Genomic DNA, 26,540 nt, shown 5'->3' with positions numbered 1-26,540 from the left:
GGATTGCGTTTCTCGTGCACTCATGGGGAACTCCTTTGTCCACTGAGCGTGATAACGGACGCCTCACAGGCGATGGGGAGTAGCTGCTTCCTTCCAGACAGCAGAGGAGGTGGCGGTGGCAAGTAAGCCCGCGTAGGTCGGCCGGAACCTCACTTCGGTCCCGATCTCAACCGGGCTGCCAGAATCGGTCACGTCGACGATGAGGTGATCCGAGCTGGCCCCAAGCACGATGTGCCCGGGATCAATGGGCGTTAGATCAGACGGGTTGACGTCCTGACGCCCGAGATTGCAGATGGCGCGCAGCCGAACGCCGCGGTCGGTGAAAGTGACGTGCTGGCCGAAAGCGTCCTCGCCGGTGCGGCCGAGCGGGATTGACGGTTTCCGCTCGAGTTCGATGATCTCGGAGACCACTTGGATGGTGTCCTGGCAAGTCCCTGGCCACGGAGACCGGTCCAAGGTGTTACGCCCCAGGATGATGGCCTCGCCAATACGTAGATTGTTGATTTCCGACGGCATGTCTCCGCTCATCATGAGGGGGAGGTTGGCCGAGTTCCCGCCGGAGATGAGGCCGAGTTCCAGACCAGTCGCCTCTCGAGCGAGGTCGCGGAGCTGGACCAGGCGGGTCATGTTCTCGGCACTTGGCTGGACTCCGCCATAGCAGGCGAGGTTGGTGCCAACTCCCCTGACGTCGATCCCGGGCAGTTTGGCCGCTGCAGACACCACTTCGACGAGATGGTCCGGCCAGACGCCTTCTCGCAGGTCACCGACGTCGACCATGATGATCACCCCGTGGCGGGTTCCCGCTCGGACGGCGGCGTCCGACAATGCGGTCATCGTGATGAGCGACGAGTTGAGAGAAATGTCGGCGAGCTGGACGGCGGCGTCAATGTCGTGACGTCCCGGGGCTCGCAGCAACAGAGTTGGCAGGGAGGTTCCGGTTTCAGCGATGCGGCGCAGGTTCTGCAACCGGGAATCGGCGAGCATCGTGATACCGGTATCGTCCAGAGCCCGCAAAAGGGCTGGGTGGGCGTGCAAGACCTTGGTGACGGCAGCAACCTGAATGCCGTGGTCGGCGCACTGGTGCACGATTGCTCGTGCGTTGTCGTGAATCCGGTCGGCGAAAATCTCCAACCGGGGTGTGGGGCCGTTCATGATGTGCTTTCCATCCCATGTGAGATGTCGTTTTTCGTCACGTCGGGCGAGGGGACGTCTCCGTTAACGCCTGGCCCCTCGTCACCCGGCAGTTCTGTGTTGTCAGTGATGGCGTCGATCCAGGCTGCGAAGCTTTGACGGACCTCGTCGCGGTAGCACTGGGCCACCGTTCCGAGGGCAGAGAACCGATAGTCGCGGTCGATGACGATGGTGGCCTCGGGGCTCGGCAACAGCTGGGCTCCAGCTCCGGTGCAGATACGACGGAGGATGTCCGCACCACCAGGAATTCGCGTTAGAGCACCGCCGGTTCCCACCACCCAACGCACGGCACTGAGGTCCTTGCCACGCACCACCTGGGTCTTACCAGTGGGAGTGAATATTTCAGTCACGGTACCGGCGTGGCGACCCACCCCGATTTCAACAGCCTCCTTAGCCAGCCATCGGGTGACTTCCGCTTCGCGTTCATCACTGGGAATGGCACTCAACCATTCCAGACGCTCCTCGTCCTCGCCCTCGTCAGTCATGGCAGCGACCCGCCGGGCGTTGACGAAAACTCCCAGGTCCCCCTCGACGGTACGCTTGGTACGCGGCTCCGGATCGATGACTCGGGCAGTCCACTCCGAGGACCCGTCCGTGACACTGTGGACGTCAGTGGTGGCACCACCGACATCGACCACCACGGCGTCCCCGACCGCGTCGGCGAAGAGCTCGGTGGCGAGAAGTACCGCTCCCGGGGTCGGCAGGATCCCGTGTCTGGTCATTTTGGCCAGCCCCTGCATCCCCGGTGCTGCGGTGATGTGGTCATTGAAGACGTCGTGGATGACGGCTCGCACCGGTTCGACGCGCAAAACATCGACATCAGGGAAGACATTGTCAACGCATGTCAGCGGCTGGCCTGCCTCGGTAAAAATGTCCTGGATCCGTCTCCGGACTCGAGAGTTCCCGGCGTAAATCACCGGCACCCCCAACCTGGCAGAGGCGATGATCCTCGCGTTCTCGACCACGGTCCGTTTCTCCCCGTCGTCGACTCCGCCGGCCAGCAGGATGATGTTGGGGTTGTTCTCCTGCAGATCCTCGAGATCGAACTCGTCCATCGCCCCGACGGTGGTCATCGTGACGATGGCCCCGGCACCCAGGGCTGCCTCGCGGGCAGCCCTGGCCGTCATGGACTTGGTCAGACCGTGGACGCTCATGCGCAACCCACCGGCTGCCGAGGAGTTCACGAAGACCTCCCCGGCGTCCAGCGGTAGGTCACACCGCTCACTCATCTGGGCGATCGCAGCGTCCGCGCCGATACGCACGTCGCCGGCGGCCACTGAGGTGGGGGCGAAGCCCTGACCGATGTGGTGCAACAACCCGGACTCCAGCTTGAAGGCGTTGGCCTTGGTGATGGTGGAGCCGATCTCCAGAGTCGTGAGCACGGTCATTTTTGTCAGGCCTCCTCGCGGGCCCGCATGGTGCGGACGATGGCGTCGAGGACGTCGATGCCCTTGGTGCCGCGTCCGAAGGTGGCATCGAGACCAGTCTCGGCAGCCATCTCTCGGCTCACCTGGGTACCGCCGGCGACGAGCACGACCTTGTCGCGAATGCCCTTCTCGGTGGCCAGATCAGCCAGCTTGCGCATCATCGTGCGATGGATGTCGTTGTGGCTGATGATGGTCGAGATGAGGATCGCGTCGGCGCCGCTCTCGATGGCCGCGTCAACCATCTTCTCCACCGGTACAGAAGTCCCGAGGTAGCGGTACTTCACGCCATATTTCTCGATGCCGCCGTGCTTGATGTCGAGAATCTCGCGCAGACCGACGCTGTGTTCGTCCTCGCCGACGGTGCCGGCAACCACCGACAACTCGTGGTCGGTGACGTACTGACGCAGTTCGTCGGGAGGAAGCAGCTCGATCTTCTCGGGGATCGTCAGTTTGGACGGGTCGACGTCGACGTGGGTTGCCTGGCCCTTGACCTCGACGAAGCATCCCTCGGCCGGGTGCAGCACCTGCAGGTTGCACACCTGCGGGTCGTTGATGCCCATCTTGCGCGCCATCTCGACAGCTGCCTCACGGGCGATGTCCTCCGAGGCGGTGATGTTCATCTGCACCAGGACGACGCCGTCGCCAGCCCACTCGGCCTCCGGACGCAGTGCCGTGCCGTCGCGGAACGGACGGGTCCGGGCCAGACGGGTGGCAGCGGAGTCGTTCGGGTCGAGCTCGTCGATGTAGACGATCTTCTCGGGCTTGCACAGGGTGCAGCCGTCGATGAGGTCACACGGCTTGTCGAGCCCCTCAGGCAGGTTGTTGTTGCCGAAATGGTCGCAGACCGGGGCGAGGTAGTCGGGGTCACGCTCGACGACGGTTCCCTCGGCGATACCGCCTTGGCCGTCACGGGCGATGCCGTCATGGTTGCGCTCCGGGAATTCTGCCGAGTCGACGAAGAACCCGTCCTCCACGGCGGCGAAGTACCCACCGACGTGCAACATTTCGGTAAGGAACCCGATGGCCCTCTCTTTGAGGTCGCGGACCATGGCGCCCAGCGGCCCCTCACGGTTGATGGTGACCATGTCCTTGATGCCGTCCAGGGCGGCCCAGGTCTGCTTGACCGTCTGGACACCACGGATGGAGTTGTGGTGCCAGGGCAGGTTGCGACCCTCGTCAGGGGTGATGGTGCTCTGGATGTCCGCGCTCGTCAGCATCGAGATGAGGGTGTCGATGGTGTGGGTGCGGATGGCTTCGGCGAGGTCGGACTCGATGTACCGGGTGTTTTGTTGGGCGCGCATCTTGTACTCGCTGAACAGATCACGCAGGGCCACCGCGTACGGCAGGTCGTACCAGAGCTTCGGGGCCGGGGGAGCGCTCGGCGGGACCGTCGACAGACCGATGAGATCCTTCGGCATACCCACCAACACCGAGAATATGCAGTTGAGACCGTGCTGGACCATCAGCTCGGGCATGACCTTCCAGCCATGGCGAGCGGTGGCATTGGCGTTGTGGGCGCCGTCGATCTGGAAGATCTGGGCTCCCGCCATCACCTTCTTGGCCTCACCGGCGTCGACGTAGCTGCGGTAGGCGTTGATGTTGCGGTACAGCAGGTTGTACTGCGGGTCCTGGTGAGCACCGTTGACTCCCTCCTCGGCGAAGAGGACGGCCACCTCAGGGCCAGCCACTCCGGAGACATAGGAGTGGAAGTTGATGGGGCGTCCCACCTCGTCCTCAATGAGGTCGCAGGCCTTGCGGCTGGCGCGCAGCTGCTTGCGGGTGATCGGGACGCCGCCAATGCCTTCCGGGGTGCCCTCGAGGAGCCCGTCGATGTGGCTCTGTCCGGTGGTGCGGATGACCATGATGTGGTCGGCACCGTTCCAGGCGGCCATCCTCATGCGGCGCAGGTCATCCTCGAAATGTCCGGAGGCGATCTCGGAGGTGACGACTGGGGCCGGCTGGGGATCTATGTTCTCGAAGTACTCCGCGGCGGGCAGGGGCATGCTCCGCTTCAGCGGGGTGGACATGTTCCGGTAGTGGAAGTCGCCCATGTCGACTCCCTCCCCCGGGACGTTGCGCCAGGTCCATCCCTTGCGACGGGGGTGATAGTGCTCGAGGTCGGTGAGGATTTCCTCGACGTCAAGCTTGGTGTCCGGGCCGAGGGACTCCTGCTCGGGGCGGGGCTCAGTGGGCTCCGTCGACTCGACAGGCGGAACAGTGGACTCACGCGGCGAGTCCATGGGGTCGAGCTGCTCGCGTTCCTGAGCGTGCTTGTGGTGGAGGCACGGGTCTTGGATGGTCATGCCGGGACTCCTTCCTCGGATTCCGTCGGTGCCATTGCCGGGGGCAGTGGGCTGCCGTCGAACAGTCCGTCGAGGGCCTTGGGGTCCTCGGCAATTCGGGTGGCGGCGTCGCGCAGGTCCATGCCGTCACGACGGGACAGTCGCAGTACGGCGTGGCCGGCTCCCTTGCCGCCCAGTCCTGCTGCGAAGACGTTCTCGACGACGGCGTGGGTCGTCACGGAGTCGATCCCCATGCGCAGCAGGACGGACCGTTCGATCGACGGCGTGGTGTGGGTGCGGGCGAGGTCGACGACCGGGGTCATGACCTGCTCGCACAGCTGCCAGAAGCGTTCCTTGATAGCAGCGTCATCGAGGTCGGCGAGCTCGGCACGCAGGGCCTCGTAGCGTTCGACGCGCTCCTGATCCGGGTCGGACATCATGCTCCTTCCTTGGCCAGATCAGCGCCGATCTGGCGGACGGCATCGGTGGTGGTGTTGGTCTCGTCGGCCAGGAACTCCAGCTCGGCGTCTCCCCACTTGTCGGGGGGCATCACCTGGCTGGCATGGCGCAGGTAGCTGCGACGCAGCTTGTCGAGGTCGAGGGCACGGGTGCCGACTTGGTCGAGGCGTTCCGGAATGACGATGGCCTTGCCGGGGATGTTGCCGGCAGGGTCGCCACGGCGGACCTCGATACCGCGCGAGCGGGCGAAGGACAGCTGGCTGTTGTGGTGCTTTCCGGCGCCGGTGTACTCGGTCTCCTGGACGACGACGATCTGGTCGCGATCCATCTGACGAGCCATGGCGACCGCGGCCGTCAGGCTGGTGTTTCCGGCCGGGCCCCGCTCCAGACCTTCGATCTTCGTCAGGAGCTCGGTCATGTAGAAGACCTCGCCCTGGGAGACCAGATGGTAGCCATTCATGTACCGCAGCGGACGAGCGGCGTTGCGTGGGACGTCAACGCGGTCGGGCCAGGTGGCGAACGGCACGCCGAAACCGGTGTGGCCGGTGGTGAACGACTTGTTGTTGAAGTCGTGGTCGGAGGCCATGTGCAATCCGGTGAGATCCACCGAGACGGCGACGACCTCGGTCTCGTCACAGCCCACCTTGCGCAGGCCGCGGGCAGTTCCGGTGATGTTGCCGCCACCGGCATTGGTGACCACGACGGCGTCGGGCTGGCGTCCGTAACGCTGCTGTACCTCGTGACCGATCTCGGCGCCGAGGGTCTCAATGCCCGCGATTCCGTACGGCGTGTAGAGGCTGGCGTTGAAGTAGCCGGTGTCCTCCAGGGTACGCAGCAGGACGTAGAAAAGCTCCGGCCCGACCGTCAGCTTGATCACTTCGGCGCCGTAGGCCTCACAGGCCCGGGACTTCTCGACGATCTCCGGCTGGCCCACGTGGTGGGAGTCGTAGATCTCCTGGATGACGATGCAGGCCAGTCCGTGCTGAGCGGCCTGGGAGGCGACGGCGGCACCGTAGTTTCCGCTGGTGGCCGTAACCATGCCGGCAAATCCCTTGACCTCCGCCTCGTGGGCGCTCAGGGATGCACGACGAGCCTTGAAGCTGCCGGACGCATTGGCGGCCTCGTCCTTGAGGAGGATCCGAGCTCCCTTGCCAGGTCGGGCGATCTCGCGGACGGCCTCGGTCAGACGGTGCAGCTCGTACAGCGGGGTGTGACCCACCTTGGTCTCGGCCTGGATGCGAGCGACGTCGTCGAGGTCGTAACCGGTGGAGGACATCAGGGCGTCGTAGTCGAAGGCCAGGTCACCGCGCTGGAAGCTGTCGTAGTCCAGAGACAGGGCACGTCGCATGATTTCGCTGCGGCGAGCCATGACGTCGTCATAGGAGTTGCTCATGACCGGTCCTCCTTCCCGTGGGACGTGATGGATTCGTGCATGGTGCCGATCGACAACAGCTCGGGCACGGTGTGGCCGAAACTGTGGCTGTAGCTGGGATTGACGCGGTCGAGGACACCGGTGTGATGCCGTCCGATGATCGAGGTGATGGTGGCCTCGTCGCCGATGTGCGCCTCCTCGTCGAGGAATCCACTGATCCACTGCACGAGGGGAGTGGCGGCGGTGTCAGCCGGCACGACGGCGGCGCGTTCGGAAGGCTGCAGGATGATGGTGCGAACCTCCACCCAGGTGCCCTCGGGGACCGGGCCGTCCGCCTGCGGGGTGGTGTTGGGAGTCTCTGCCATGATGACCTCGCTCAGCGACGCTCGTAGGCCGACGGTCCCATGAGGGCACACGGCGAGGGCAGGTCGATGATGCGCTTGAGGCCGGGGGTGGCGGCGACGATGCGTGGGATGGTGTTGACGCAGATACCCGCGGTGGCCTTGCCGCCAGCGATCTCCGGTCCGGTCGATATCGAGATGTCCGGGACGCCGGTGATGGTGATGAAGTCGCCGGTCTCCTGTCCCTCGGCCTCCGGGGCGACCTGCTGCGGATGGATGAGTCGGATGACCTCCTGGCCCCCGCGACGGCCGACTGCCGTGTGGTTGCACCCGGCGACCTGACCCGGCTCGACGGTGCGGTCGCGGGCAGGACGGGCAACCTTGGCGATGATGGGCTCGATGTTCTGCTCGACCGAGTCGACCCCGAGGCCGAGGGCGTCGCTGAGGAGTCGGATGGATTCCGGGAAGCCGACGTGGCCGACGATGGAGCCGTCGGCGACTCCGGCCCTGAACTCCTCGGGGGTGGTGCCGACGCCCTGGGTGCGAAGCACGGTCTCGCCGTAGGGGGCGAGGTCGTTGACGCGGCGGGCCTCGATGTGGGTGACCTCCTGGCTGCCGGAGCACAGGGCGACGACGAGGTGGTCGAGGACGAATCCGGGGTTGACGCCAACACCAACAGCTGAGACGCCGTGCGACTTGGCGAGTTCGTCGAGTTCCTTGGCCATCTCGGGGTTCTGGGCCTCGGGGCAGGACATCTCCTCGGCGATGCTGACGACGTTGACTCCGGCAGTGATGATGGTGCGAAGGTCAGCAATCTGGTCGCGTACCCACGAGGTGGTGGCGATCGTGACGACGTCGACCTTGTCGGAGTCGAGGATGGTGGAGGGATCGGTCGTGACATGGACTCCGAGGGAATCGATGCCGACCACTTCGCCGACATCCTTACCGTCCAGGGCCGGGTTGACGTCGATGGCCCCGACAAGATCCAGTCCATCCTTGGACGCGATGAGTTTGGCCATTCCTTGGCCCATAGCTCCCAGACCCCACTGGACGACTCGGATGGGATTGGTGGCGGTCATTGTGGTTCCTCCTGACGACGATGTCTGGTGCTGAAGCGAGCCGACTTCCTTACTGGTCACTGTCTGGCACCGTGCAAGCACTGTGCTGGAGGCATTTCTGCAGTCGAAGGGGGCCTGCCCTGGCCTGCGTTCGTGCAGGTCGACGGTTCTTCGTTGATCCGTCCGGGCTCTACTTTGTCACTGGACGTTTGTGCAATGTCCCGTACTCCAGATGTGCGCAGAACTGGGAGGGTGGCCACACATTATTCCAATCGAGGTGACAAACTGTTGGAGATCCTCCCAACGGCGGCGAAGGAGACACATGTACGAAGAGCTGGACCGGCGGCTTGTCAATGTCCTGCAGATCGACCCGCGCGCCACCTGGGCCAAGGTGGGCAAGGTCCTGGGTGTGTCACCAACGACCGTTGCCCACCGTTGGCAGCGTCTCGTTGATGACGGAATCGCCTGGATAACCGCTTGTCCGAACCTCAATCAGCAGATGACGGCCATCGTCGAGGTTGACTGTCACACCGAGAGCCTGCCCCAGGTCATCAAGACTTTGTGCGCGAATCCGATGATCGTCAGCGTCGACGAGACGACAGGGGATCGTGACCTGTTGCTCACCGTGGTGGCACCCGATCTCCCCACTCTCTCCGACATGGTCATCGATTGGATCGGTGGGCTGCGCGGTGTCCATGGGTCACGTAGCGCGCTGGTGACGTCGGTGGTCATCGGGTCGGACACCTGGCACATCAATGCCCTCAACAAGTCGGAGAAAATCCTCGCCAGGGGCCCGCAGTCAGGGGAGCTGTGGATGCTGCCACCAGACGATCTGGATCGTGAGCTGGCCCAGTTGCTTGCGGCTGATGGACGTGCCAGTGCGACCTCCCTGGCCAGGACCCTGGACATTCCGGCCAGCACCCTGCATCGCCGGTTGCAAAAACTGCTCACCAACCGGAAGATCCAGCTCAGATGTGACGTCTCCCCGGAGCTGGGCGGGTGGAATTTGGAGTGCACCTGGACGGCCACCATCCCCCTCAATCACAAGACGAGAGTGCTGGAGTTGCTGCGTCAGCAACCGGCGCTGCGGTCGTGCATGTGGATCACTGGCAACAATAATTTGCGGGTGAACTTCAGGGTGGAGCGCCAGAACGGGATCGGCATGATCGAGTCGGCGATCGCGGAGGTGATACCAGGTCTTGCTCCGGCTGAAACCATCGTCTACATGCGTAGTCACAAGTCGATGGGATGGATTCTGGGCCGTACCGGCCGTGCCACCGGGGAGTTCATCTGCCCTCCGCTGATCGGGGATTACGAGAGAGGCGATCACTAACAGTGCCAGCTCCGGATGAACGGATCTCGAGGTTTGCCGGACGCTTTTGAAAGAGTCAAGGGATTGCCTTGCTGGCTGTTGGGTTGAGCCGTGCAAGTGCTTATTCTCTAGGTGTTACCCACAGCTGGTTGACCCTCGGCTCGTGTGCGATCGTGTCGCGCGTCTCACTAATGTGGGTGGCTAAACCACGCGTCTGAACAGAATCAAGGTGGCCAGGATCGAGCCACTCGCCAAGATCTTTTTCGGTGAGGAAGACTGGCATTCTGTCATGCATCTGCTCGGAGGCATCGCGGGAAAGCGCGGCGATGATCACCATCGCCGTTTCGGATCCGTTGGCGATTTTTCGCGTCGGGGCGGTAGCTGCAGCACTTGAGACCCCAGACCCGTGTGTGTAATGGGGATTTTGTCACCGCGCTTCTCGATCCACCCGAAGTAACCAGTCATGGGAGCGACACACCACTGGGAGACCGTGACCTCACGGAAATTTCATTCATGTGACGGTCTCGAGCCGAGCGCTGATGGGATGTGCCCCGGGTTCATTCGCCCAACCGGGCCGAAAGCCCCACCTCACTGGAGAACGGACTCGCGAGTCGCCCCGGTGAAGAGCCGGGGCGACCCCTCCGATGGAGCGATGAAGTACCTCGGGCACCATGACACCGTGAGATTGCCGTGGTAGAAGTCTGCGATTTCGTCGCCGTCCATGCTGAGGCTGAACCGTCCACAGATGCGGACCACATGCACGGTCAGACTTGGTGCTCGTCATCCTGCATGTGGTGGAGCTCCTCGAGGGCACGGATTCGCTCGGCGTCGAAGTCGATACGAGTGTGATTAGCGCGAGTAGAAGCCAAAAGGCGATACAGCACCATCATAAATATCACCCAGATAGGAGCAGCAATGAGGGCCTGACGAGAGTCTTCCGAAAAACCCAACATGATGAGAATGGTAATGAAGAAGATGATGCCGACCCACGACATGACGCGGCCGGCGGGCATCTTGAAGGCTGATTCGGCATGGCGTTCGGGATGTTTGCGTAAATACTTGAGGTAACAGACCAAGATAAGTCCCCACACCGACAGGTAGAGCACTGATGAGACGCCTGCCACGAGGGAGAACGCATCCATGACCGAATCTTCAAGGGTCACGAGGATGATGGCCGGCGAGATGCATATCGCCGTGAGGATGAGAGCGTTGCGAGGAATATGGTGGCTGGACAACTTGGCGAAGATTGGCGGTGCATCTTTCTCGCGTGCTAGTCCGTAGAGGATACGAGATGTTGAGAAGACCCCCGAGTTTGCTGAGGATGCCGCTGAAGTGAGTACCACGAAGTTGACGATGTGGAAGGCGATGAGGATCCCAATAAAGCTAAACATTTCGACGAAAGGGCTTGCCTGTGGGTTGATGAGATCCCATGGTTGTACTGCCATGATGACGCCGAGGGCTAACACGTAGAAGATAAGGATACGAGCCGGAATCGAATTGATGGCCTTGGGAAGATTGTGTTCGGGGTCGGCCGTCTCAGCTGCCGCAGTTCCCGCCATTTCAATACCTTGGAAAGAGAAGATGGCGATCTGAAAACCGGCTATGAAACCCATGAACCCGGTGGGGAAGAACCCGCCGCGGTCCCACAAGTGAGAAAATGACGCGGCTGGTGCTCCGCTGCGGGGTGGCTGGAATCCGGTGATCGCAAGGTAGCATCCGACTAGGATCAACGCGATGATAGTGACGATCTTAATCATCGCAAACCAAAATTCCATCTCGCCAAAGAGTTTTACTGCGACCATGTTAAGACAGGTCAGTAGTAAGACGATACATGTGGCTGGTATCCATTTGTCGAGATTAGGGAACCAGGCAGCCAGATATCCACATATTGCGATCGTGTCGGCGTTACCTATGACTACCCAGCACATCCAGTATGTCCACCCCATGTAGAACCCGGCTCCGGGGCCAATGAGGTCTGTTGCAAAGTCGGCAAAGGACTTGTAAGCCAGGTTTGACAGCAATAGTTCTCCCATCGCCCTCATGACGAAGAAGAGCACTACTCCGATGATGAGGTAGACCAGCAAGATGGACGGCCCTGCAAGGGAGATGGTCTTTCCGGATCCCAGAAAGAGGCCTGTTCCAATGGCGCCACCGATGGCAATGAGCTGGAGGTGCCGGTTCTTGAGGCCGCGCTGAAGTTGGGGCTCTCCATCAGTTGGCTCTCCAGCTTGAGCTGTCGCCTGGGCGGCGTTATCTATGTGACTCATCTACGCACTCCCGGTATCGACGGTGCTCTCCGCCAGCATCGTTGCTGAACAGAGAATTGTGCTTATTCTAGAAGCCATGCAGGTCAACCGGGACTGTTAGTCGATAAAAAAATTTTCAGATGTGGCAGATACCACATGGACTCAAGAACATCATGCGATGCTGATGAGGTTACTAAGGCAATGCCATGAGAAGACGCGTATGATCGGTTATGGATCGGCACCGGTGCTGATCCCCCGAGGATCCTCTCGGCGATGACTGCAAAGGAGCAGAAGGTATGCGTGTTGGTATTCCCACAGAGGTCAAGAACAATGAGTTCCGCGTAGCCATTACGCCCGCGGGCGTCCATTCGTTGGCGAGTCATGGGCATGAGGTGTTGGTGCAGGCTGGCGCAGGCTTGGGTTCGGGGATCCCGGACGACGAGTACGAAGACGCTGGCGCAAAGATCATCGACGACGTCGACAAGGTGTGGGACGACGCTGAGCTCATCCTGAAAGTGAAGGAGCCCATCGAGGACGAGTATCACCGTATGCATGAGGGGTTGACCCTCTTCACCTACCTGCATCTGGCTGCGGATCGTCCGCTCACCGAGGAGCTCTTGAAGCGCAAGGTCACCTCGATCGCCTACGAGACCGTCGAGATGGACGATCACTCTCTGCCGTTGCTGTCCCCGATGTCGGAAATTGCCGGCCGACTCGCAGCCCAGGTTGGTGCGAACTGTCTCATGCAACCTGCCGGCGGAAATGGCGTGCTCATCGGCGGTGGCTCCGGTGTCCGCAACGGTCGAGTGACGGTGCTCGGCGGTGGCGTTGCCGGATTCTGCGCTGCTCGCGTTGCTGACGGCATGGGCGCCGACGTCACCATTTATGACGTCAACGTCGCCCGCATGCGCTACATCGACGAGGTGACGGGCGGACGTATCCGCACCAAGTTCTCCAGCCCGCTGGCCGTCAAGGAAGCCTGCAAGGAGTCGGATCTGGTCATCGGATCCGTGCTGGTCCCTGGCGCTCGTACCCCGCACCTGGTCGACAACGAGACCGTCTCGCAGATGATGCCGGGCTCGGTGCTCGTCGACATCGCCATCGACCAGGGCGGCTGCTTCGAGGATTCCCACCCGACGACCCATGCCGAGCCGACCTTCAAGGTCCACGACTCGGTGTTCTACTGCGTCGCCAACATGCCGGGTGCTGTCCCGCACACCTCGACTTACGCACTGACCAACGCCACCATGCGTTACGCGGTCCTTATCGCCGAGGAAGGTTGGAAGGATGCCTGCAAGAAGCGCAAGGAGCTGGCTCGTGGCCTGACGACTCACGACGGCAGGCTCTACACCGCTGGCGTAGGGAAAGCTCTTGACATGGACGTCTCCTGCATCTCCGAACTTCTCTGAGGTGCTGAATGGTCATGGGGCGGTATCTCAGAGATACCGCCCCATGACCATGTCCAGACGCGAGTCTCACACCAGCAGGGGTGCGAGGGACTTCTTATCGGCCGAGGTGCAGAAGGCCGCCTGCAGGGCACTGCGCTGCACCGAGAGAGCATCGTCGCGATTCCAGTTGAGGACCCGGGACGCCAGTGACAGTTCCCGGGACGTCGTCGTACGGCTCATGAGGCGGTTGTCGCAGCTCAGGGTGAGATTGAACCCTGCCGGCCACAGCACCGACAGCGGATGATCGGCAATCCTGCGACAGATGCCGGTCTGGGTGTTGGACGACGGGCAGACCTCCAACGGCACCCGGTGGGACAGCACCCGTTGGGCTGTCGGACCCCAGCCGGATGCGTCGCGGTCCTCAACGATGCGCACTCCGTGACCGAGACGCTCTGCCCCGTGGTCGAGGGCGTCGCGAACCGACTCCGGGCCAGCGGCCTCGCCGGCATGGACGGTGAGGTGGATTCCGGCTGCCTGGACGCGCTTCAAGGCATCGGTGAACGGGGCCAGGGGGAAACCGTCCTCAGGGCCAGCAATGTCGACCCCCACGACCCCCGGAGCATGGTTGACGGCGAGGTCGACGACGTCTTCCGGGACGTCGAGCTGTCTCATGAGGCACAGGATCTGTCGTGCGATGATGGTTTTGCCCGACCTGGAGGCGGACTCCATCCCCTCCAGGAGGCCGGCTTGGACTGCCTCGGTGGCGTCCGCTGCGGTCAGACCATCTTCGAGATGCTGCTGGGGAGCCCATCGAGTCTCGGCGTACACGACTCCGTCGGCCGCCATGTCCTCGACGAATTCTCGCGCTATGCGGCGCAAAGAGTGGGCATCTTGCATGAGGGCGACGGTTTCGGTGAAAGTGTCGAGGTATCTGGCCAGGGAACCGGAGTCAGCGGCCTCGAGGAACCATTCGGCAAGCCCCTCGGGAGTGTTGGCAGGAACGGGTCGGCCGCGCTCGGCAGCGAGGTCCAGAACTGTCGCCGGACGTAACCCGCCGTCGAGATGATCGTGCAACACGACCTTGGGGAGACTCATCGCTTCAGCCGAATCCATGCGCCGGAGTCTATCGACGGTGCTTCCGTTCCGAAGTCGCCTTCGGCAATCCCAGAGCTGATGCGCGAAATTCCCCGTCACAGGGGTGGTCCTGGCTCTGGAATGACGCGCGGCTCGGGGAACTGACGAAAATCGTCATGGGAGGTGGGGAGTGGCGTCAGCCTGGCGGAGGAAACTGGTGGTCCGGGTGGGTGCCGGTGCCGGGCAACGCTCCAAGGGTTGCCGCTTGCCGGAGCATCAGTCATGAAATGGCCCCGGGAGCCGAAGGCCCGGGGCCATTTGCACACTCAGGCGCGCTGATCCAGCGGTACGTAGTCGCGCAGGTCAGCTCCGGTGAAGATCTGACGCGGACGCCAGATCTTGTTTCCGCCGGTGGCCACCTGCTCGCGGTACTGGGCAATCCAGCCAGGCAGACGACCCAGGGCGAACAGTACGGTGAACATGTTCATCGGGAAGCCCATGGCCTCGTAGATGAGACCGGTGTAGAAATCGACATTCGGGTAGAGCTTGCGCTCCTTGAAGTAGTCGTCGCTCAGAGCGGTCTCCTCGAGTTCCTTGGCGATCTCGAGGAGGTCCTCGCGACCGGTGTGGAGCTCCATGATGCGATCGGCATGCTTCTTGATGATGGCGGCTCGCGGATCGTAATTCTTGTAAATACGGTGGCCGAAGCCCATCAGCTTGATGTCGGACTCCTTGTCCTTGACCCTGCGGACGAACTCCTTGGTCGTCATGTCGGAGTCACGGATGTACTGCAGCATCTCGAGGACGGCCTGGTTTGCGCCACCGTGCTTCGGGCCGGACAGCGCATTGACGCCGGCGGCCACTGCGGCGTACATGTTCGCACCCGACGAGGCGACCATGCGAACGGTCGAGGTCGAACAGTTCTGCTCGTGATCGACGTGCAGGATGAGGAGAGTCTCCAGAGCCCTGGTGATCTCGTCGTTGAACTCGTACGGCTCGGTCGGGAAGCCGAAGCTCATTCGAATGAAGTTCTGGACGTAGCTCAGCGAGTTGTCTGGGTACAGGGTCGGCTGGCCCATCGAGTTCTTGTAACCGAAAGCAGCCAGGGTCGGGGCCTTGGCGATCAGACGGGTGGTTGCAGCCTCAATCTGATCGGGATCAGTTCCCGACGACTTCTGGGAGAAGGTCGACAGAGCCATGATGCCGGCGGCGAGCACGGGCATTGGGTGGGAGCGACGAGGGAAGCAACGGAACAGGTCTCGCATTCGCTCATCGATGAGGGTGGTGCGGCGAATTCGTTCCTCGAATCCCTCCAGCTGGGCCTTGCTCGGCAGTTCGCCGTAGAGAACGAGGTAAGCGGTCTCGAGGAAGGTGGACTGCTCGGCGAGTTGCTCAATGGGGTAGCCGCGATAGCGCAGAATGCCCTTCTCGCCGTCGATGTAGGTGATCTGAGACTCGCAGGACGCCGTGTTGACGAATCCGGGGTCGATCATGACGTTGCCGGTCTTGTTGAGCAGACCCCCGATGTCGTAACCCACCTGGCCGTCAGTGGCGACAACCTTGCCGAAATCGAGTTGGGTGTCTTCGTCGACAAACCTTGCACTCGAACCCATCGTGCGATCCTTCCTGGCGGCCGCGTCCGGACATCACCGGTGGCCGGGTATACGTGGACGGGTGGCACTACGGGTTCGTTCCCGAGCGTCACCACGGTGTGAACTATGGCACAGCCAAGGCTACGGCTCGCCGGTGCAAATCACCAAGAAACCGGCATATTGGTCGGCATGGTTGAGGGTTCCCCGGGTCGGGTGACAGTTTTCGACACCGGCCCGACGGACCCCCGGCTGACGAGACGCGCGTCGGGGTGGCCCGCCCATCGGCGAGCCACCCCCACGAGGAGTTGGGCTCAGTCCCTCGTCATCAGTCGAGGACGGTGTACGTGATCGGGGTCGTTCCCTGTCCGAGATCGGCGATCTCGGCGAAGGAGGCACGTGAAAGGTCGACGCAGCGACCGGCGACGTACGGGCCACGGTCGTTGATCCGGACGACCACCGAGCGACCGTTACGGACGTTGGTGACGCGGATGTGAGTACCCAGGCTCAGGGACTTGTGAGCGGCGGTCATGGCGTTCGGGTTGAACTGCTCGCCCGAGGCGGTCGACTGCGGCTCGTCGTAGAACGAGGCGACGCAGCGTGCATCGGCGCGACCCGAACCCTTGTTCGAGTCACCGTCCTTGGCGTGGTGACGCGAGGGACGGGTCGTGTCGCGGCTGGTGTCTCCACCCTTGTGCTTGACGGGTTCGGCGTGCTTGATGGGCTGGGCGGCGGGCACCTTGCCGCTCAGGTGGGTGCGGTAGACCCAACCGGTGTGGCCGTTGGCGCGGACCTCGACCCAGTTGCCGCGGGCGTCGCCGGTGACCTTGACGCCGGTTCCTTCGGCCAGGGAGGTGACGATGCTGGCCTTGGGGGTGGGGGCGGTGCGCACGTTGACGCCGCTGGTGGTGTGGGTGGAGGCGCCGTCCTTGGCATGCTTGGTGGACTTGGCGGGCTTGGAGTGCTTGACGGGTTCGGCGTGCTTGATGGGCTGGGCGGCGGGCACCTTGCCGCTCAGGTGGGTGCGGTAGACCCAACCGGTGTGGCCGTTGGCGCGGACCTCGACCCAGTTGCCGCGGGCGTCGCCGGTGACCTTGACGCCGGTTCCTTCGGCCAGGGAGGTGACGATGCTGGCCTTGGGGGTGGGGGCGGTGCGCACGTTGACGCCGCTGGTGGTGTGGGTGGAGGCGCCGTCCTTGGCATGCTTGGTGGACTTGGCGGGCTTGGAGTGCTTGACGGGTTCGGCGTGCTTGATGGGCTGGGCGGCGGGCACCTTGCCGCTCAGGTGGGTGCGGTAGACCCAACCGGTGTGGCCGTTGGCGCGGACCTCGACCCAGTTGCCGCGGGCGTCGCCGGTGACCTTGACGCCGGTTCCTTCGGCCAGGGAGGTGACGATGCTGGCCTTGGGGGTGGGGGCGGTGCGCACGTTGACGCCGCTGGTGGTGTGGGTGGAGGCGCCGTCCTTGGCATGCTTGGTGGACTTGGCGGGCTTGGAGTGCTTGACGGGTTCGGCGTGCTTGATGGGCTGGGCGGCGGGCACCTTGCCGCTCAGGTGGGTGCGGTAGACCCAACCGGTGTGGCCGTTGGCGCGAACCTGCACCCAGTTGCCGCGGGCGTCGCCGGTGACCTTGACGCCGGTTCCTTCGGCCAGGGAGGTGACGATGCTGGCCTTGGGGGTGGGGGCGGTGCGCACGTTGACGCCGCTGGTGGTGTGGGTGGAGGCGCCGTCCTTGGCATGCTTGGTGGACTTGGCGGGCTTGGAGTGCTTGACGGGTTCGGCGTGCTTGATGGGCTGGGCGGCGGGCACCTTGCCGCTCAGGTGGGTGCGGTAGACCCAACCGGTGTGGCCGTTGGCGCGAACCTGCACCCAGTTGCCGCGGGCGTCGCCGGTGACCTCGACGCTGGCGCCGTCAGCCAGCTGGTCAATGACCTGCCCGGACGGAGACGGAGCCGTGCGCACGTTGACGCCGCTGGTGGTGCGGGTGGCAGCGTTGTCGAGGGCCGGACGGTTCGTGTCACGGCTGGTGGACGAGTCGCCCTTGGTGTCGGTGTTCGGCTTGGCCGGAGCGGGGGCTGACTTGCCGGTGGTGAGGTAACGACCGTAGATCCAACCCGACTTGCCATTGACGGAGACAGGGAGCCAGCCGCCGTCAGGACGACCTGTGACCTGAACCTCCTGACCACGCTCGGCAACGGTGAGAACCTTGCCGGCATTGGCGGAGTCGTCACGAACGTTGACCGGGACGGTCGCGATCATGGTGTCAGGGAGCGGGTCGGACCCAAAACGTACCGGGCGGATGCTCTCCGCAGTGAGGAAGCGCTGGTAAATCCAGCCGGTGGTTCCGTTCACGGCGACGGGGATCCACCCGCGCACCTTCTCGCCGGTAACCTGCACCGACTGGCCACGGGCCATGACGGCGAGCACCTTGCCGGAGTTGGAGGATGCAGAGCGCACGTTGACATCCGTTGTCGCGTACATCGTCTGCGTGTTCGCTGCGTGTGCGGCCGCGCCGAGGACGGCGGGTGCGACAACGCTGATACCGGAGGTGAGGGCGATGGTGGCGGCAGCACCTCGGACTGAGCGCTTGGGGCGGATCACGGTGTGACTTCCTCTCGCCAATGAAGGCATCGGGGCTTTCGATCCCGGCGTTTCCGGGACGGGTGGGACATTAGGAATTGCCGACCGATGGACTCAAAGACATTGAGGGTTCGAGCGTGTCGCGGCAACCGCCGTCAAGGTGCTCTGGTTGACGTAGCGAACCGCGCTGTAAAGCCAAAAGACGGCGTCAAGGAGTGAGGACCCCCTGACATGGTGAAACCCTCTACCTTGTATCGAGGTAGAGGGTTTCACCATGTATCGAGGAATCGACTCAGAGTGCGCTGAGCTTCTGCCAGCCCTTCCAGTCGTAGCACCAGCAGCCGATGCCCTCGCGAGGCTTGAGCTGGCGGTTGGATCCGGTGCAGATGACGGGATCCCCGGCCGCGCAGAGATTGAAAAGCCACTTGGCGTTCTCGGTGGACATTCCGACGCAGCCATGCGAGACATTGGCACTACCCAGAGAACCTGCGGACCATGGGGCGGCGTGAATGAACTCACCGGTGTAGGTGAGACGCATGGCGTACTTCACCTTGAGGTGGTAATAATCCGAACTTCCTTTGGGGAAGCCGACCGTCGAGGAGTCCATGATCCTGGTGCGATCACGCTCGATGATGACCTTGGTGCCAGATCGGGTGGTCGTGTTCCCGCCGGGCCTGCCCGTCGTCACCGGGATGGAACGTGCAACCTTGCCGTTGACGACGACGTCCATCCTGTGTTTGTTGATGTAGATCTTCAGGATGCGGGAATCGCCGACGCGGAAGGAACCCTCGACGTTGCGGGTGATCCAGCGATGGCTCGACGTGGGCAGTCCCTTGAGCTTGCCGCGCACGCTGACCTTCGTGCCGGCCTTCCAGAAGTCCTTGGGGCGCCACATGAGCTGGGACTGGTCAAGCCACCCCCACGACCCCTCCTGTTTGGGGGAGACGTCGATCTCCATCGCCTTCTGGATCTTGGCGCGCATGCCGGCGTCAATGACGTCCTTGCGGAACTTGATGATGACAGGCATGCCGACGCCGACGGCGGCATCCTTGTAGAGCATCTCGGCGACGTTGATGTCGCCGTCGAGGCTCTTGACCTTCTTGGTGACGGTTGTCGTCGGTCCGGCATGGGAATCCGTGTTCGTCAGGGTCGCCGTTACGGTGTAATGGGTGTTGAGGCTCCAGGGTTCCTCTGGGGTCCACATTCCGTCCTTGAGGGTTCCCTTCACCTCGTCGTCGTCCTTATCGGTGACCTTGACGTCCTTGAGGGTGCCATTGGCGACGGCGAACTTCAGGGCGTCGCCCGGCTGCAGCTCGGTGATCGGGTGGTCCGACGTGATCGTCAGAGCTGCTGGGGTCGGGGTTGGGGTAGGCGTCGGGGTCGCGGACGACCCACCGGCGTTGCCGCCGGAACCAGAACCGTCCTCGTCCAAGGGCGTCTTGGCGCAAGCTGCAACGGTCATTGGCAAAGTCACGGCACCTGTGGCCAGAACCGAACGCCGGGTCAGTCTCGACGGCACAGTACCTCCATGTTTTGTGTGCGAAATGAGAGCCATGGTCCATTTCGATGGGAAGACGAACGGGATATATCGTACAGCGCCGGACCGGCGACTTCCCAAACGTCAACTGGGCCGAAACGGGAACGTTCACTGCCCGCTGATCAGCCTCGGACGGTCCTTTCACGAGGGGCAGTCATGGCCTCCAGATACCCTTGCATGAACATCACCGTGTGAAACTGACCTGGAGGCATCTCATGTCTGACTGCGACCCGACCCCGCCCCGCCAGCGCCCCGACTGGCTGACCTGGCTGATCGTCGTCATCGTGACGATCATTGGCATGACGATCCTCGGGCTGTGGGCGTGGGCCATGGCTCGGTGATTCGTGGTGGCAGTTGGAGCTTGTCTGTGCGGTTGCAATGAAGTGAGAACGGATCTCGCCACGACACATTCCCGTAGCTAGTATGCAGACAGGAAGGCCGGCACCCTCCTAGCCGGAATGTGAAGATGCGATTTCTTTCAGGTAATCCCGTGAAGGCCGCTGTTGTCATTACGATCGCTGCGGCCAGTCTGTCCTTGACCGCCTGTGGTGGGAATTCCGACCCTTCCAAGGCTGCCGACAAGGCAACAAGCGTCGCCACCAGTGCAACCCCTACTCCTGCACCGGATCCGATCTTCACGAAGGGAAAAGTCAACAGGGATGATTTTTCTCATGATCTCACCGAAGGTTTAAAGAAGATGAGGACGTACCACATGGAAGGCTCCATGGGTGTCGCAATGTCTGGTGAGAAGCACACCATGAAGCTGTCCTCCGACTACGACGGCCATGATCAGTCGGCTCCGAAGGCGCATGTCCTTGTGTCTGCTCCCGATGAGGGGAAGGATGCAGACGTTGTCATCCTGGGCAAGGACGTCTACCAGAGGAGCGGATCGAAGTGGGTCAAGAGCTCCAAGACTGGTGTCGGTATGGGCCAGGCCGATGTCGCGAAGACCGTCCGCGAGTCCACCAATGCGATGGAGTCCGTGACCTATGTGGGTGAAGATCCCCGCGGGCATCGGTTCGACGTCGTGCTCGATCCGGCCAAGATGGGCGGGAGAGAGGCGACCGCCACCATGAATCAGAAGGTGAAAACGACGTACTGGCTCGACGATGCCAAGCGGGTCGTCGGGATGAAGATGTCGACGGGCGCCGAAGGGGCTGGCGTCACGATGGACATGACCCTGTCGAAGTTCGCGGAGCCCGTCAGGATTCCCAAGGTTTCATGAAGAATCAGTGATTCTGGGTCGTCCTACCGTCAGGGTGGGACGACCCAGTTGCGCCAGGGAGCGCCTAACATTGAGGGTGGGAAGGCCGGCACACCCCCAGCCGGACAAATGCATGCGAGTGTTTTCAGGTACCCCGTTGAAGGTTGCTGCCCTGGCCCTGGTTGCAACGACGAGCTTGTCTCTGACTGCGTGTGATGGTGGATCAAAGGCTGATGACAGTCACACCAGCTCCGCAGCAGCTGACCCGCTGTCCAAGAAGGGGAAGGTCGACAAGGCGAGGTTCATCAAGGAGGTCAAGACCTCCATGGCGACGGTGAAGACCTACCGCATGGAGACCTCTCTGGACGGCTCGATGAATGGCCAGAAGATGAATATGAAGGCCACCACGGACTACGACGGCACGGATTCTTCCAAGCCCAAGGCTCACATGGTCACGACCACCCCTGAGTCGAGCGGGACCCTCGAGCAGGTGATCATTGACGATCAGACGTACACCAAACAGGGGTCGAAATGGCAGAAGACTCCCTCTCAGACCAAGAGCAAGAAGAACGATCCCGGCGACATGGCGGTTGGATTCACCCAGGGGATCGACAACCTGACTTACGTCGGCAAGGAATCCCGAGGCCATCGTTACGACGCCACCGTTCCGGCGGCCTCCGGTGGTGCCACCCCGAGCGCGTCGTCGAGCATTGGCCAGAAGAAGACCACTGGCAAGGTCACCTATTGGCTCGACGATGCCAAGCGGTTCAAGGGCATCAAGATGTCGATGCCGTCAGGGCAGGGCGGGGACATGGCTGTTGATGCCACCTTCTCCAAGTACAACGAGAAGGTGGAGATGCCGAAGGTCGCCTGAGTGCTGCTTCCCGATTTCCCCTGACGATAATCGTCAGGCCACCGGTTCGATCAGACAAGGGCCGGCCGGGTCGATCCTGCTCACCGAGTTGACGCGACGATCGACCCGGTCGACCTTCAGTTCGTTCGCGATCAAGTCACGTGCCTTGCTGATGTGGGCGGCCAGTCCCCGTGCCTGGGCCGCGTCGAGGCAGGCAGGATCGAGCCATTCGTCGAGGTCATTGTCGGTGAGGAAGACCGGCATCCGATTGTGGATCTGGCCAGCGGCGTCACGGGAGGGAGCGGTGATGATCGCCACCGTCGTCTCAAAGCCGGCGTCGATTTTTCGCGTCGCGGCGATGGCTGCTGCACTCAGGAGTCCGGACCCATGTATGTAGTGGGGAATTTTGTCACCGCGCTCCCCGGTCCACTCGAAATACCCCGTCATGGGAACGACGCAGCGCTGGGAGGCCATCGCGGTACGAAACATCCCATTGGTGGCGATGGTCTCGAGGCGTGCGTTGATGGGGCTGGGTCCTGGATTCCTAGCCCAGCCAGGCCGGAACCCCCACCTCGCGGGGGGCGAGGACCCGGGTGTCGTCCTCCTGGTGGAGGACAAGGACGATCGTCGACGGGGCGATGGAGTACCGCGGCTGCCAAGGGATGGCGAGGTCACTGCCATAGAGGCGCGCGACCTGGTCGCCGTCCATCCCGAGACTGAAACGTCCACACATGTGGAACCAGATTGCCACGGTCACGGCTGGTCGGACCTGCGCATCACGAGGAAGAGTCGCGTAATGACCCTGGCTAGGTGTAACCACCACACAGGTTAGGTACATCGGGCTGGTCAGAGACAGCTGTGGCTGGACACGGGCGAGGGCCTCTGGGTGGAGTGTGTTGCTACCACACAAAGCACGACTCTCAAGAGGCCCTCATGACCCATCGTAATGCCCCGTTGTCCGAAACCGGACGTTTGCGCCTGGCCTGCTGCATCGTCGAGGATGGCTGGCCCCTGCGTCGGGCCGCCGAACGCTTCAACGTCAGCGTCACCACGGCCCAACGCTGGGCACAGCGCTACCGCGCCCACGGGCCGGCCGGAATGCGTGATCACTCCAGCCGACCCCACCACCAGCCCCGACGGGTCTGCCGTCGCACGCAACGACGGGTGGTGGGATTGCGCATCACCCACCAGTGGGGCCCAGCACGCATCGCCTACCACCTACGCCACCAGCACCTCGGCGTCTCGACTGTCGGCAAGATCCTGCAACGCTACGGATGCCCACCCCTGACCTGGATCGACAAGGCCACCGGCGCCCGGCTACGCGCCCGGCCCACACCCGTCTGCTACGAACACGACACCCCCGGTTCCGACATCAAGAAGCTGGGCCGGATCCCCGACGGCGGCGGCCACCGCATGGTCGGATGCGCCCAAGGAGTACGCAACCGTGGCCGATCCGCCAGCGGGGGTGGGTATCACTACATCTACAACGCCGTCGACGACTACTCCTGCCTGGCCTACGTCGAGGTCTTCAGCGATGAGCGCAAGGACACCGCCGCCGGGTTGTGGACCAGGGCCCAGGCCTGGTTCGCCAGCCAGGGCATCACCGTCAAGCGGGTCCTGACCGACAACGGCTCCTGCTACCGGTCCAAAGCCTTCAACAGGGCACTCAAAGACACCCACATCATGCACAAGTACACCCGGCCCTACACGCCCAAGACCAACGGCAAGGTCGAGCGGTTCACCAGGACCCTGGTCGCCGAGTGGGCCTACGCACGGCCCTACGCCAGCGAGACCGACCGCCTGGCCGAACTTCCCGGCTGGCTGCACCACTACAATCACCACCGCGGACACACCGCGCTCAAAGGCACATCACCCGCCGACCGCGTACCTAACCTGTCCGGCGATTACACCTAGACCTCAGTGCGGGGTTTGGCGAGACGTCGTCACAGGTTGCTGACGGGAGCGCCCTCGTGGCCTCGTCCTCATCCCAATCGGCGGACCGAGCAACCGTGGCTCCCGGCGGGTGGCGGCTGGAGTTCTCGTGTCCGCCAGAAGCGTTGTACGAGCGGCTCCGCGAGCATTTGCAGCGCTGGGGCAAGGCACATGACGCGAGAACGTTGCCCGTTGTCAAGCATGTGCGTGGCGACCTACCGGCCGCTACAGGGGGCGGTGATCGCCACCGTGTCGAGAACTGGAGCTTCGACGTCGCATCGGCTCAGCTGCGAAGGTCGAGCCCCACCGGGGCGGCCGACGAAACGCCCGTCGTCCACCTCTCGGTGGTGGAGGCTGGTGCCCGGATTCCTTGGATCCGGCTCCTCGCCACCGAGATGGTATCCATATCCCCTCCGTCCCCCGACGGGTCGTGTTCTGCCGATATCGAAGTCTTGCTGCAGCGAGACCACGCAGCGATCAGCGTTGTTTCCTGCACCCACTTAGCCTCATGATGGATCTGTTCCCTTCGCCCTCACAGGAGAGAAAATGAGCCAAGGTTCACCCCTAGTGGTACGTGATCAGGTCAATCAAGGCCTGGTATACATGCCTATGGACGCGGCAACCGCACGAGAGATTGCGGATGATTGGAAATACCCGCCTCCTTATGATTTCTATGACATGACGGCGGATCCCGGGGATTATCGTGAATTCGTTACTCCCGAGCTGTGGCCGGAATTCTTCCTTCAAGTGCGGCAGGCCGGTCAACTTATCGGTTTCCTTTCCGGAGCTTTTCCGGAAGGGGGCGATGGTTTGGAGATTGGGCTAGGGATGCGCCCCGACCTTACCGGCGCCGGTTTGGGGCGGAACTTCATGAGGTGCAATTTGGCGAGGATTCGCCAGGAATACCCAGGCGTGGAGATTCGCCTGTCGGTCGCGTCATTTAATCTGCGGGGCATCAAGGTGTATGAGGCCAGTGGGTTCAAAGTTATTCGCTACTTCAAGCAGGTGACCAATGGCGGGGAATACGACTTCGTCGAGATGAAGCTCGGCGGGTGAAGCATCACTCGATCCCATCCATGGCGGACCGTAAGCTAGTGAAGAGAGATGTATGACTACCACACCCAGAATTCCGAAAAGTGTGTTTTGGCGGGTAGCCGCAACCTCCGGCCTCGGAGAGCTCTCGCAGGGGGTGGCCGACGTTGCCCTGCCACTCATCGCGGTGGGCGCCCTTGGCGCAACTGGATGGCAGGCGAGCGCCGTGACCGCGGCCGAGTCCGCGGGATTGGTCCTTTTCGGGCTCTTCGCGGGCGTAGTTGCCGATCGTCACAATCGAGTATCCGTCATCACGACCGCCAACGTGCTGCGCGCCGTGGCGTTCCTCGCGCTGCCGATAGGGGGGTGTCCCTATGTTCCCCGTCAAGCGGCGAGGGGCAGGGGTGATGGCTCTCGCGTTGGGGTGGGGGCCCGGTAGGGCTCCCGGTTCTTGAGCATGGCGAACAGGACATCACAGCGTCGGCGTGACAAGCAGATGAGGGCGGGGTTGTGCTTCTTCTTGCCCTGGGCTCGTTTGCGGTCGTAGTAGGCCTTGGAGGTGGGGTCTGAGCGCAGTGCGGCGAAGGCGGACAGGAACAGGGCTCGTTTGAGGTGTTTGTTGCCAGAGCGGGCGGGAAACTCGCCGCGGATGCTGGTTCCGGATCGTCGGGTGACTGGGGCGAGTCCGGCGTAGGCGGCGAGGTGTCCGGCGGTGGGGAATTGGGAGGCGTCGCCGACGTCGAGCAGGATCCGTGCTGCGGTCCTGACCCCGACGCCTGGCATCGAGGTCAGGACCTCGGCAAGAGGGTGAGCATCAACAACCTGTTCGATCTGCGCCGCGAGTGCGTGTCGCTGGTCCAGCGTCTGGCGCAGCGATGCAGCGAGTTGGGGCAGGACCTGCTCGGCTGCGGCGGTTCCGGCAACGATGACGGTCTGCTCGGCCAGGGCGGTGGTGATGGCATCGGCGAACTCTTGGGCGCCGCGCGGGTAGGCCTTGCTGATGACCCGCAGCAGCTTGGACTTCGACGCAGCGGCCATGGCCTGGGGCCCGCCGAGCTGCTCGATCACCGCGAGGCCTTGCTTGGTGGTCAACCGGGGTCCGACAACGCGTTCCAGGGCCGGGTGGATCTGGGTGAGCAATCCTCGGATGCGGTTCGACAGCCGGGTCGCTTCGGCGGCGAGGTCCTCGTCGAACCCGACCAACACCTTCAGCTCCGCGAGGGTTTCCTCGCCGGCGTCGACCCGGCGCAGGGTGTGGGGCATGGTCCTCGCGGTGTCGGCGATGACGAACGCGTCGCGGGCGTCGGTCTTGGCGTTGCCCGGGTAGAGGTCTGCTGCGCGGCGCATGGCCAGCCCGGGCAGGTAGGCGACCTGGATTCCCATGGACCGGGCGACCGCGATGGGTAGTGCTCCGATTGTGTTCGGCTGGTCAACGATCACCAGGACCCGGCCATGGGTCTGGAGCTTGTCGAAGAGTTCCTCGAGGCGCTTCTGGTCCTGGGGCAGGGGCTTGTCGAAGACCTTCCGGCCAGCAGCATCCAATGCGCAGGCGTGGTGGCCGGTCTTGCCAACGTCCAGCCCGCACCAGATGTCGAAGCCGCTGTCCTGATTCATGACAACCGCCATCCTTCCATCCCGAGATGAACGGTCGCCCGGGTGGTGATG

Annotated in this window: 22 protein-coding genes and 2 pseudogenes; 7 read left to right on the top strand and 17 right to left on the bottom strand. The window is 62.9% G+C overall.

Annotated elements, in window-relative coordinates; all coding sequences use genetic code 11:
* Window positions 1-63: 63 nt before the first annotated feature.
* Genes ACP8ML_RS12155 through ord form a run of 7 tightly spaced genes read right to left on the bottom strand, consistent with a single transcriptional unit; the run spans window position 64 to window position 8,151 of the window.
* Window positions 64-1,152, bottom strand: a complete 1,089-nt coding sequence (locus ACP8ML_RS12155) for an alanine/ornithine racemase family PLP-dependent enzyme (protein WP_065673303.1) — start codon at window positions 1,150-1,152, stop codon at window positions 64-66.
* The gene (locus tag ACP8ML_RS12150) at window positions 1,149-2,579 is read right to left on the bottom strand and encodes a glutamate mutase L (RefSeq protein ID WP_065673304.1); all 1,431 of its coding nucleotides are present in this window, start codon (window positions 2,577-2,579) and stop codon (window positions 1,149-1,151) included. Before ACP8ML_RS12150 ends, ACP8ML_RS12155 begins: the two co-directional genes overlap by 4 nt.
* A 5-nt stretch (window positions 2,580-2,584) precedes the next feature.
* Complete coding sequence (gene oraE / locus ACP8ML_RS12145; RefSeq protein ID WP_221268513.1) at window positions 2,585-4,921, bottom strand: D-ornithine 4,5-aminomutase subunit OraE; 2,337 nt, start codon at window positions 4,919-4,921, stop codon at window positions 2,585-2,587.
* Window positions 4,918-5,340, bottom strand: coding sequence for a D-ornithine 4,5-aminomutase subunit OraS (gene oraS, locus ACP8ML_RS12140; RefSeq protein WP_065673306.1), 423 nt, complete (start codon window positions 5,338-5,340; stop codon window positions 4,918-4,920). The genes oraE and oraS overlap by 4 nt, the downstream gene beginning before the upstream one ends.
* Window positions 5,337-6,752 (bottom strand): 2-amino-4-oxopentanoate thiolase subunit OrtB, encoded by a 1,416-nt coding sequence (gene ortB / locus ACP8ML_RS12135; protein WP_065673307.1) that lies wholly within the window; start codon window positions 6,750-6,752, stop codon window positions 5,337-5,339. Before ortB ends, oraS begins: the two co-directional genes overlap by 4 nt.
* A complete protein-coding gene (ortA, locus tag ACP8ML_RS12130; protein WP_065673308.1) occupies window positions 6,749-7,096 on the bottom strand; it encodes a 2-amino-4-oxopentanoate thiolase subunit OrtA in 348 nt (115 codons plus the stop codon). Before ortA ends, ortB begins: the two co-directional genes overlap by 4 nt.
* Before the next feature lie 11 nt (window positions 7,097-7,107).
* Window positions 7,108-8,151 (bottom strand): 2,4-diaminopentanoate dehydrogenase, encoded by a 1,044-nt coding sequence (ord, locus tag ACP8ML_RS12125; RefSeq protein WP_486702962.1) that lies wholly within the window; start codon window positions 8,149-8,151, stop codon window positions 7,108-7,110.
* Between the two features lie 301 nt (window positions 8,152-8,452).
* Between ord and ACP8ML_RS12120 the strand changes: the two genes are divergently transcribed.
* Entirely contained in the window at window positions 8,453-9,463 is a 1,011-nt protein-coding gene (locus ACP8ML_RS12120; RefSeq protein WP_117188388.1) for an Lrp/AsnC family transcriptional regulator, read from the top strand.
* A gap of 100 nt (window positions 9,464-9,563) precedes the next feature.
* On the opposite strand, the gene ACP8ML_RS12115 is transcribed toward ACP8ML_RS12120, so the two are convergent.
* Together ACP8ML_RS12115 and ACP8ML_RS12110 are read right to left on the bottom strand one after the other, a co-directional pair.
* On the bottom strand, window positions 9,564-9,779 hold the full coding sequence (locus tag ACP8ML_RS12115) for an SOS response-associated peptidase family protein (protein WP_016666499.1): 216 nt from the start codon (window positions 9,777-9,779) through the stop codon (window positions 9,564-9,566).
* 427 nt (window positions 9,780-10,206) lie between these two features.
* Entirely contained in the window at window positions 10,207-11,709 is a 1,503-nt protein-coding gene (locus tag ACP8ML_RS12110; RefSeq protein ID WP_486702961.1) for an amino acid permease, read from the bottom strand.
* Between the two features lie 275 nt (window positions 11,710-11,984).
* On the opposite strand from ACP8ML_RS12110, the gene ald reads away from it, so the two are divergent.
* Window positions 11,985-13,097 carry an alanine dehydrogenase gene (gene ald / locus ACP8ML_RS12105; RefSeq protein ID WP_117188390.1) on the top strand — a complete coding sequence of 371 codons (1,113 nt, stop codon included), beginning with the start codon at window positions 11,985-11,987 and terminating at the stop codon, window positions 13,095-13,097.
* Window positions 13,098-13,163: 66 nt separating this feature from the next.
* Here the strand turns inward: ald and ACP8ML_RS12100 are convergent, their stop codons facing one another.
* The 5 genes and pseudogenes from ACP8ML_RS12100 to ACP8ML_RS12080 all read right to left on the bottom strand — a co-directional run bounded on the left by ACP8ML_RS12100 (window position 13,164) and on the right by ACP8ML_RS12080 (window position 19,779).
* Entirely contained in the window at window positions 13,164-14,189 is a 1,026-nt protein-coding gene (locus ACP8ML_RS12100) for an adenosine deaminase (RefSeq protein WP_117188392.1), read from the bottom strand.
* Between the two features lie 287 nt (window positions 14,190-14,476).
* Window positions 14,477-15,763, bottom strand: coding sequence for a citrate synthase (locus ACP8ML_RS12095; protein WP_065673314.1), 1,287 nt, complete (start codon window positions 15,761-15,763; stop codon window positions 14,477-14,479).
* 304 nt (window positions 15,764-16,067) lie between these two features.
* Window positions 16,068-16,898, bottom strand: a pseudogene (locus ACP8ML_RS12090) (septal ring lytic transglycosylase RlpA family protein); the annotation flags it as partial.
* A 129-nt stretch (window positions 16,899-17,027) separates the two neighbouring features.
* Window positions 17,028-18,368 (bottom strand): annotated as a pseudogene (locus tag ACP8ML_RS12085) (SH3 domain-containing protein); the annotation flags it as partial.
* A gap of 241 nt (window positions 18,369-18,609) precedes the next feature.
* Window positions 18,610-19,779 (bottom strand): L,D-transpeptidase, encoded by a 1,170-nt coding sequence (locus ACP8ML_RS12080; RefSeq protein ID WP_065673316.1) that lies wholly within the window; start codon window positions 19,777-19,779, stop codon window positions 18,610-18,612.
* A gap of 290 nt (window positions 19,780-20,069) precedes the next feature.
* Here ACP8ML_RS12080 and ACP8ML_RS12075 point away from each other — a divergent pair, with 290 nt between their 5' ends.
* From ACP8ML_RS12075 to ACP8ML_RS12065, 3 genes are all read left to right on the top strand, one after another.
* On the top strand, window positions 20,070-20,195 hold the full coding sequence (locus ACP8ML_RS12075; RefSeq protein WP_256998330.1) for a hypothetical protein: 126 nt from the start codon (window positions 20,070-20,072) through the stop codon (window positions 20,193-20,195).
* 149 nt (window positions 20,196-20,344) lie between these two features.
* Window positions 20,345-21,079, top strand: coding sequence for a hypothetical protein (locus ACP8ML_RS12070; RefSeq protein ID WP_081302634.1), 735 nt, complete (start codon window positions 20,345-20,347; stop codon window positions 21,077-21,079).
* A gap of 112 nt (window positions 21,080-21,191) precedes the next feature.
* Complete coding sequence (locus ACP8ML_RS12065; protein WP_065673317.1) at window positions 21,192-21,932, top strand: LolA-like protein; 741 nt, start codon at window positions 21,192-21,194, stop codon at window positions 21,930-21,932.
* Window positions 21,933-21,965: 33 nt separating this feature from the next.
* Here the strand turns inward: ACP8ML_RS12065 and ACP8ML_RS12060 are convergent, their stop codons facing one another.
* A complete protein-coding gene (locus ACP8ML_RS12060) occupies window positions 21,966-22,529 on the bottom strand; it encodes an SOS response-associated peptidase (RefSeq protein ID WP_486702960.1) in 564 nt (187 codons plus the stop codon).
* Window positions 22,456-22,620, bottom strand: a complete 165-nt coding sequence (locus ACP8ML_RS12055; protein ID WP_216362428.1) for an SOS response-associated peptidase — start codon at window positions 22,618-22,620, stop codon at window positions 22,456-22,458. The genes ACP8ML_RS12060 and ACP8ML_RS12055 overlap by 74 nt, the downstream gene beginning before the upstream one ends.
* Window positions 22,621-22,844: 224 nt before the next feature.
* Here ACP8ML_RS12055 and ACP8ML_RS12050 point away from each other — a divergent pair, with 224 nt between their 5' ends.
* Both ACP8ML_RS12050 and ACP8ML_RS12045 read left to right on the top strand, forming a co-directional pair.
* Window positions 22,845-23,825 (top strand): IS481 family transposase, encoded by a 981-nt coding sequence (locus ACP8ML_RS12050; protein ID WP_486702959.1) that lies wholly within the window; start codon window positions 22,845-22,847, stop codon window positions 23,823-23,825.
* 564 nt (window positions 23,826-24,389) lie between these two features.
* Window positions 24,390-24,899 carry a GNAT family N-acetyltransferase gene (locus tag ACP8ML_RS12045; RefSeq protein WP_486702958.1) on the top strand — a complete coding sequence of 170 codons (510 nt, stop codon included), beginning with the start codon at window positions 24,390-24,392 and terminating at the stop codon, window positions 24,897-24,899.
* A 360-nt stretch (window positions 24,900-25,259) separates the two neighbouring features.
* Here the strand turns inward: ACP8ML_RS12045 and ACP8ML_RS12040 are convergent, their stop codons facing one another.
* A complete protein-coding gene (locus ACP8ML_RS12040; RefSeq protein ID WP_486702934.1) occupies window positions 25,260-26,489 on the bottom strand; it encodes an IS110 family RNA-guided transposase in 1,230 nt (409 codons plus the stop codon).
* Window positions 26,490-26,540 lie beyond the last annotated feature (51 nt).

The sequence above is a fragment of the Cutibacterium sp. LaCa_255 genome (genome assembly GCF_057458005.1).
Note: the sequence above shows the minus strand (reverse complement) of the source record. Positions and strands in the feature narration are given on the sequence as shown.

What these genes read in the sequence shown, in the direction of transcription:
- ACP8ML_RS12080 (WP_065673316.1), bottom strand. Translation starts at nt 19,779, where the DNA reads ATGACCGTTGCAGCTTGCGCCAAGACGCCCTTGGACGAGGACGGTTCT.
- ACP8ML_RS12120 (WP_117188388.1), top strand. Translation starts at nt 8,453, where the DNA reads ATGTACGAAGAGCTGGACCGGCGGCTTGTCAATGTCCTGCAGATCGAC.
- ald (WP_117188390.1), top strand. Translation starts at nt 11,985, where the DNA reads ATGCGTGTTGGTATTCCCACAGAGGTCAAGAACAATGAGTTCCGCGTA.
- ACP8ML_RS12155 (WP_065673303.1), bottom strand. Translation starts at nt 1,152, where the DNA reads ATGAACGGCCCCACACCCCGGTTGGAGATTTTCGCCGACCGGATTCAC.
- ACP8ML_RS12075 (WP_256998330.1), top strand. Translation starts at nt 20,070, where the DNA reads ATGTCTGACTGCGACCCGACCCCGCCCCGCCAGCGCCCCGACTGGCTG.
- ACP8ML_RS12100 (WP_117188392.1), bottom strand. Translation starts at nt 14,189, where the DNA reads ATGGATTCGGCTGAAGCGATGAGTCTCCCCAAGGTCGTGTTGCACGAT.
- ACP8ML_RS12095 (WP_065673314.1), bottom strand. Translation starts at nt 15,763, where the DNA reads ATGGGTTCGAGTGCAAGGTTTGTCGACGAAGACACCCAACTCGATTTC.
- ACP8ML_RS12150 (WP_065673304.1), bottom strand. Translation starts at nt 2,579, where the DNA reads ATGACCGTGCTCACGACTCTGGAGATCGGCTCCACCATCACCAAGGCC.
- ACP8ML_RS12115 (WP_016666499.1), bottom strand. Translation starts at nt 9,779, where the DNA reads ATGGTGATCATCGCCGCGCTTTCCCGCGATGCCTCCGAGCAGATGCAT.
- ACP8ML_RS12065 (WP_065673317.1), top strand. Translation starts at nt 21,192, where the DNA reads ATGCGAGTGTTTTCAGGTACCCCGTTGAAGGTTGCTGCCCTGGCCCTG.
- ACP8ML_RS12045 (WP_486702958.1), top strand. Translation starts at nt 24,390, where the DNA reads ATGAGCCAAGGTTCACCCCTAGTGGTACGTGATCAGGTCAATCAAGGC.
- oraE (WP_221268513.1), bottom strand. Translation starts at nt 4,921, where the DNA reads ATGACCATCCAAGACCCGTGCCTCCACCACAAGCACGCTCAGGAACGC.
- ortB (WP_065673307.1), bottom strand. Translation starts at nt 6,752, where the DNA reads ATGAGCAACTCCTATGACGACGTCATGGCTCGCCGCAGCGAAATCATG.
- ord (WP_486702962.1), bottom strand. Translation starts at nt 8,151, where the DNA reads ATGACCGCCACCAATCCCATCCGAGTCGTCCAGTGGGGTCTGGGAGCT.
- ACP8ML_RS12110 (WP_486702961.1), bottom strand. Translation starts at nt 11,709, where the DNA reads ATGAGTCACATAGATAACGCCGCCCAGGCGACAGCTCAAGCTGGAGAG.
- ACP8ML_RS12050 (WP_486702959.1), top strand. Translation starts at nt 22,845, where the DNA reads ATGACCCATCGTAATGCCCCGTTGTCCGAAACCGGACGTTTGCGCCTG.
- oraS (WP_065673306.1), bottom strand. Translation starts at nt 5,340, where the DNA reads ATGATGTCCGACCCGGATCAGGAGCGCGTCGAACGCTACGAGGCCCTG.
- ACP8ML_RS12055 (WP_216362428.1), bottom strand. Translation starts at nt 22,620, where the DNA reads ATGGACGGCGACCAGGTCGCGCGCCTCTATGGCAGTGACCTCGCCATC.
- ortA (WP_065673308.1), bottom strand. Translation starts at nt 7,096, where the DNA reads ATGGCAGAGACTCCCAACACCACCCCGCAGGCGGACGGCCCGGTCCCC.
- ACP8ML_RS12040 (WP_486702934.1), bottom strand. Translation starts at nt 26,489, where the DNA reads ATGAATCAGGACAGCGGCTTCGACATCTGGTGCGGGCTGGACGTTGGC.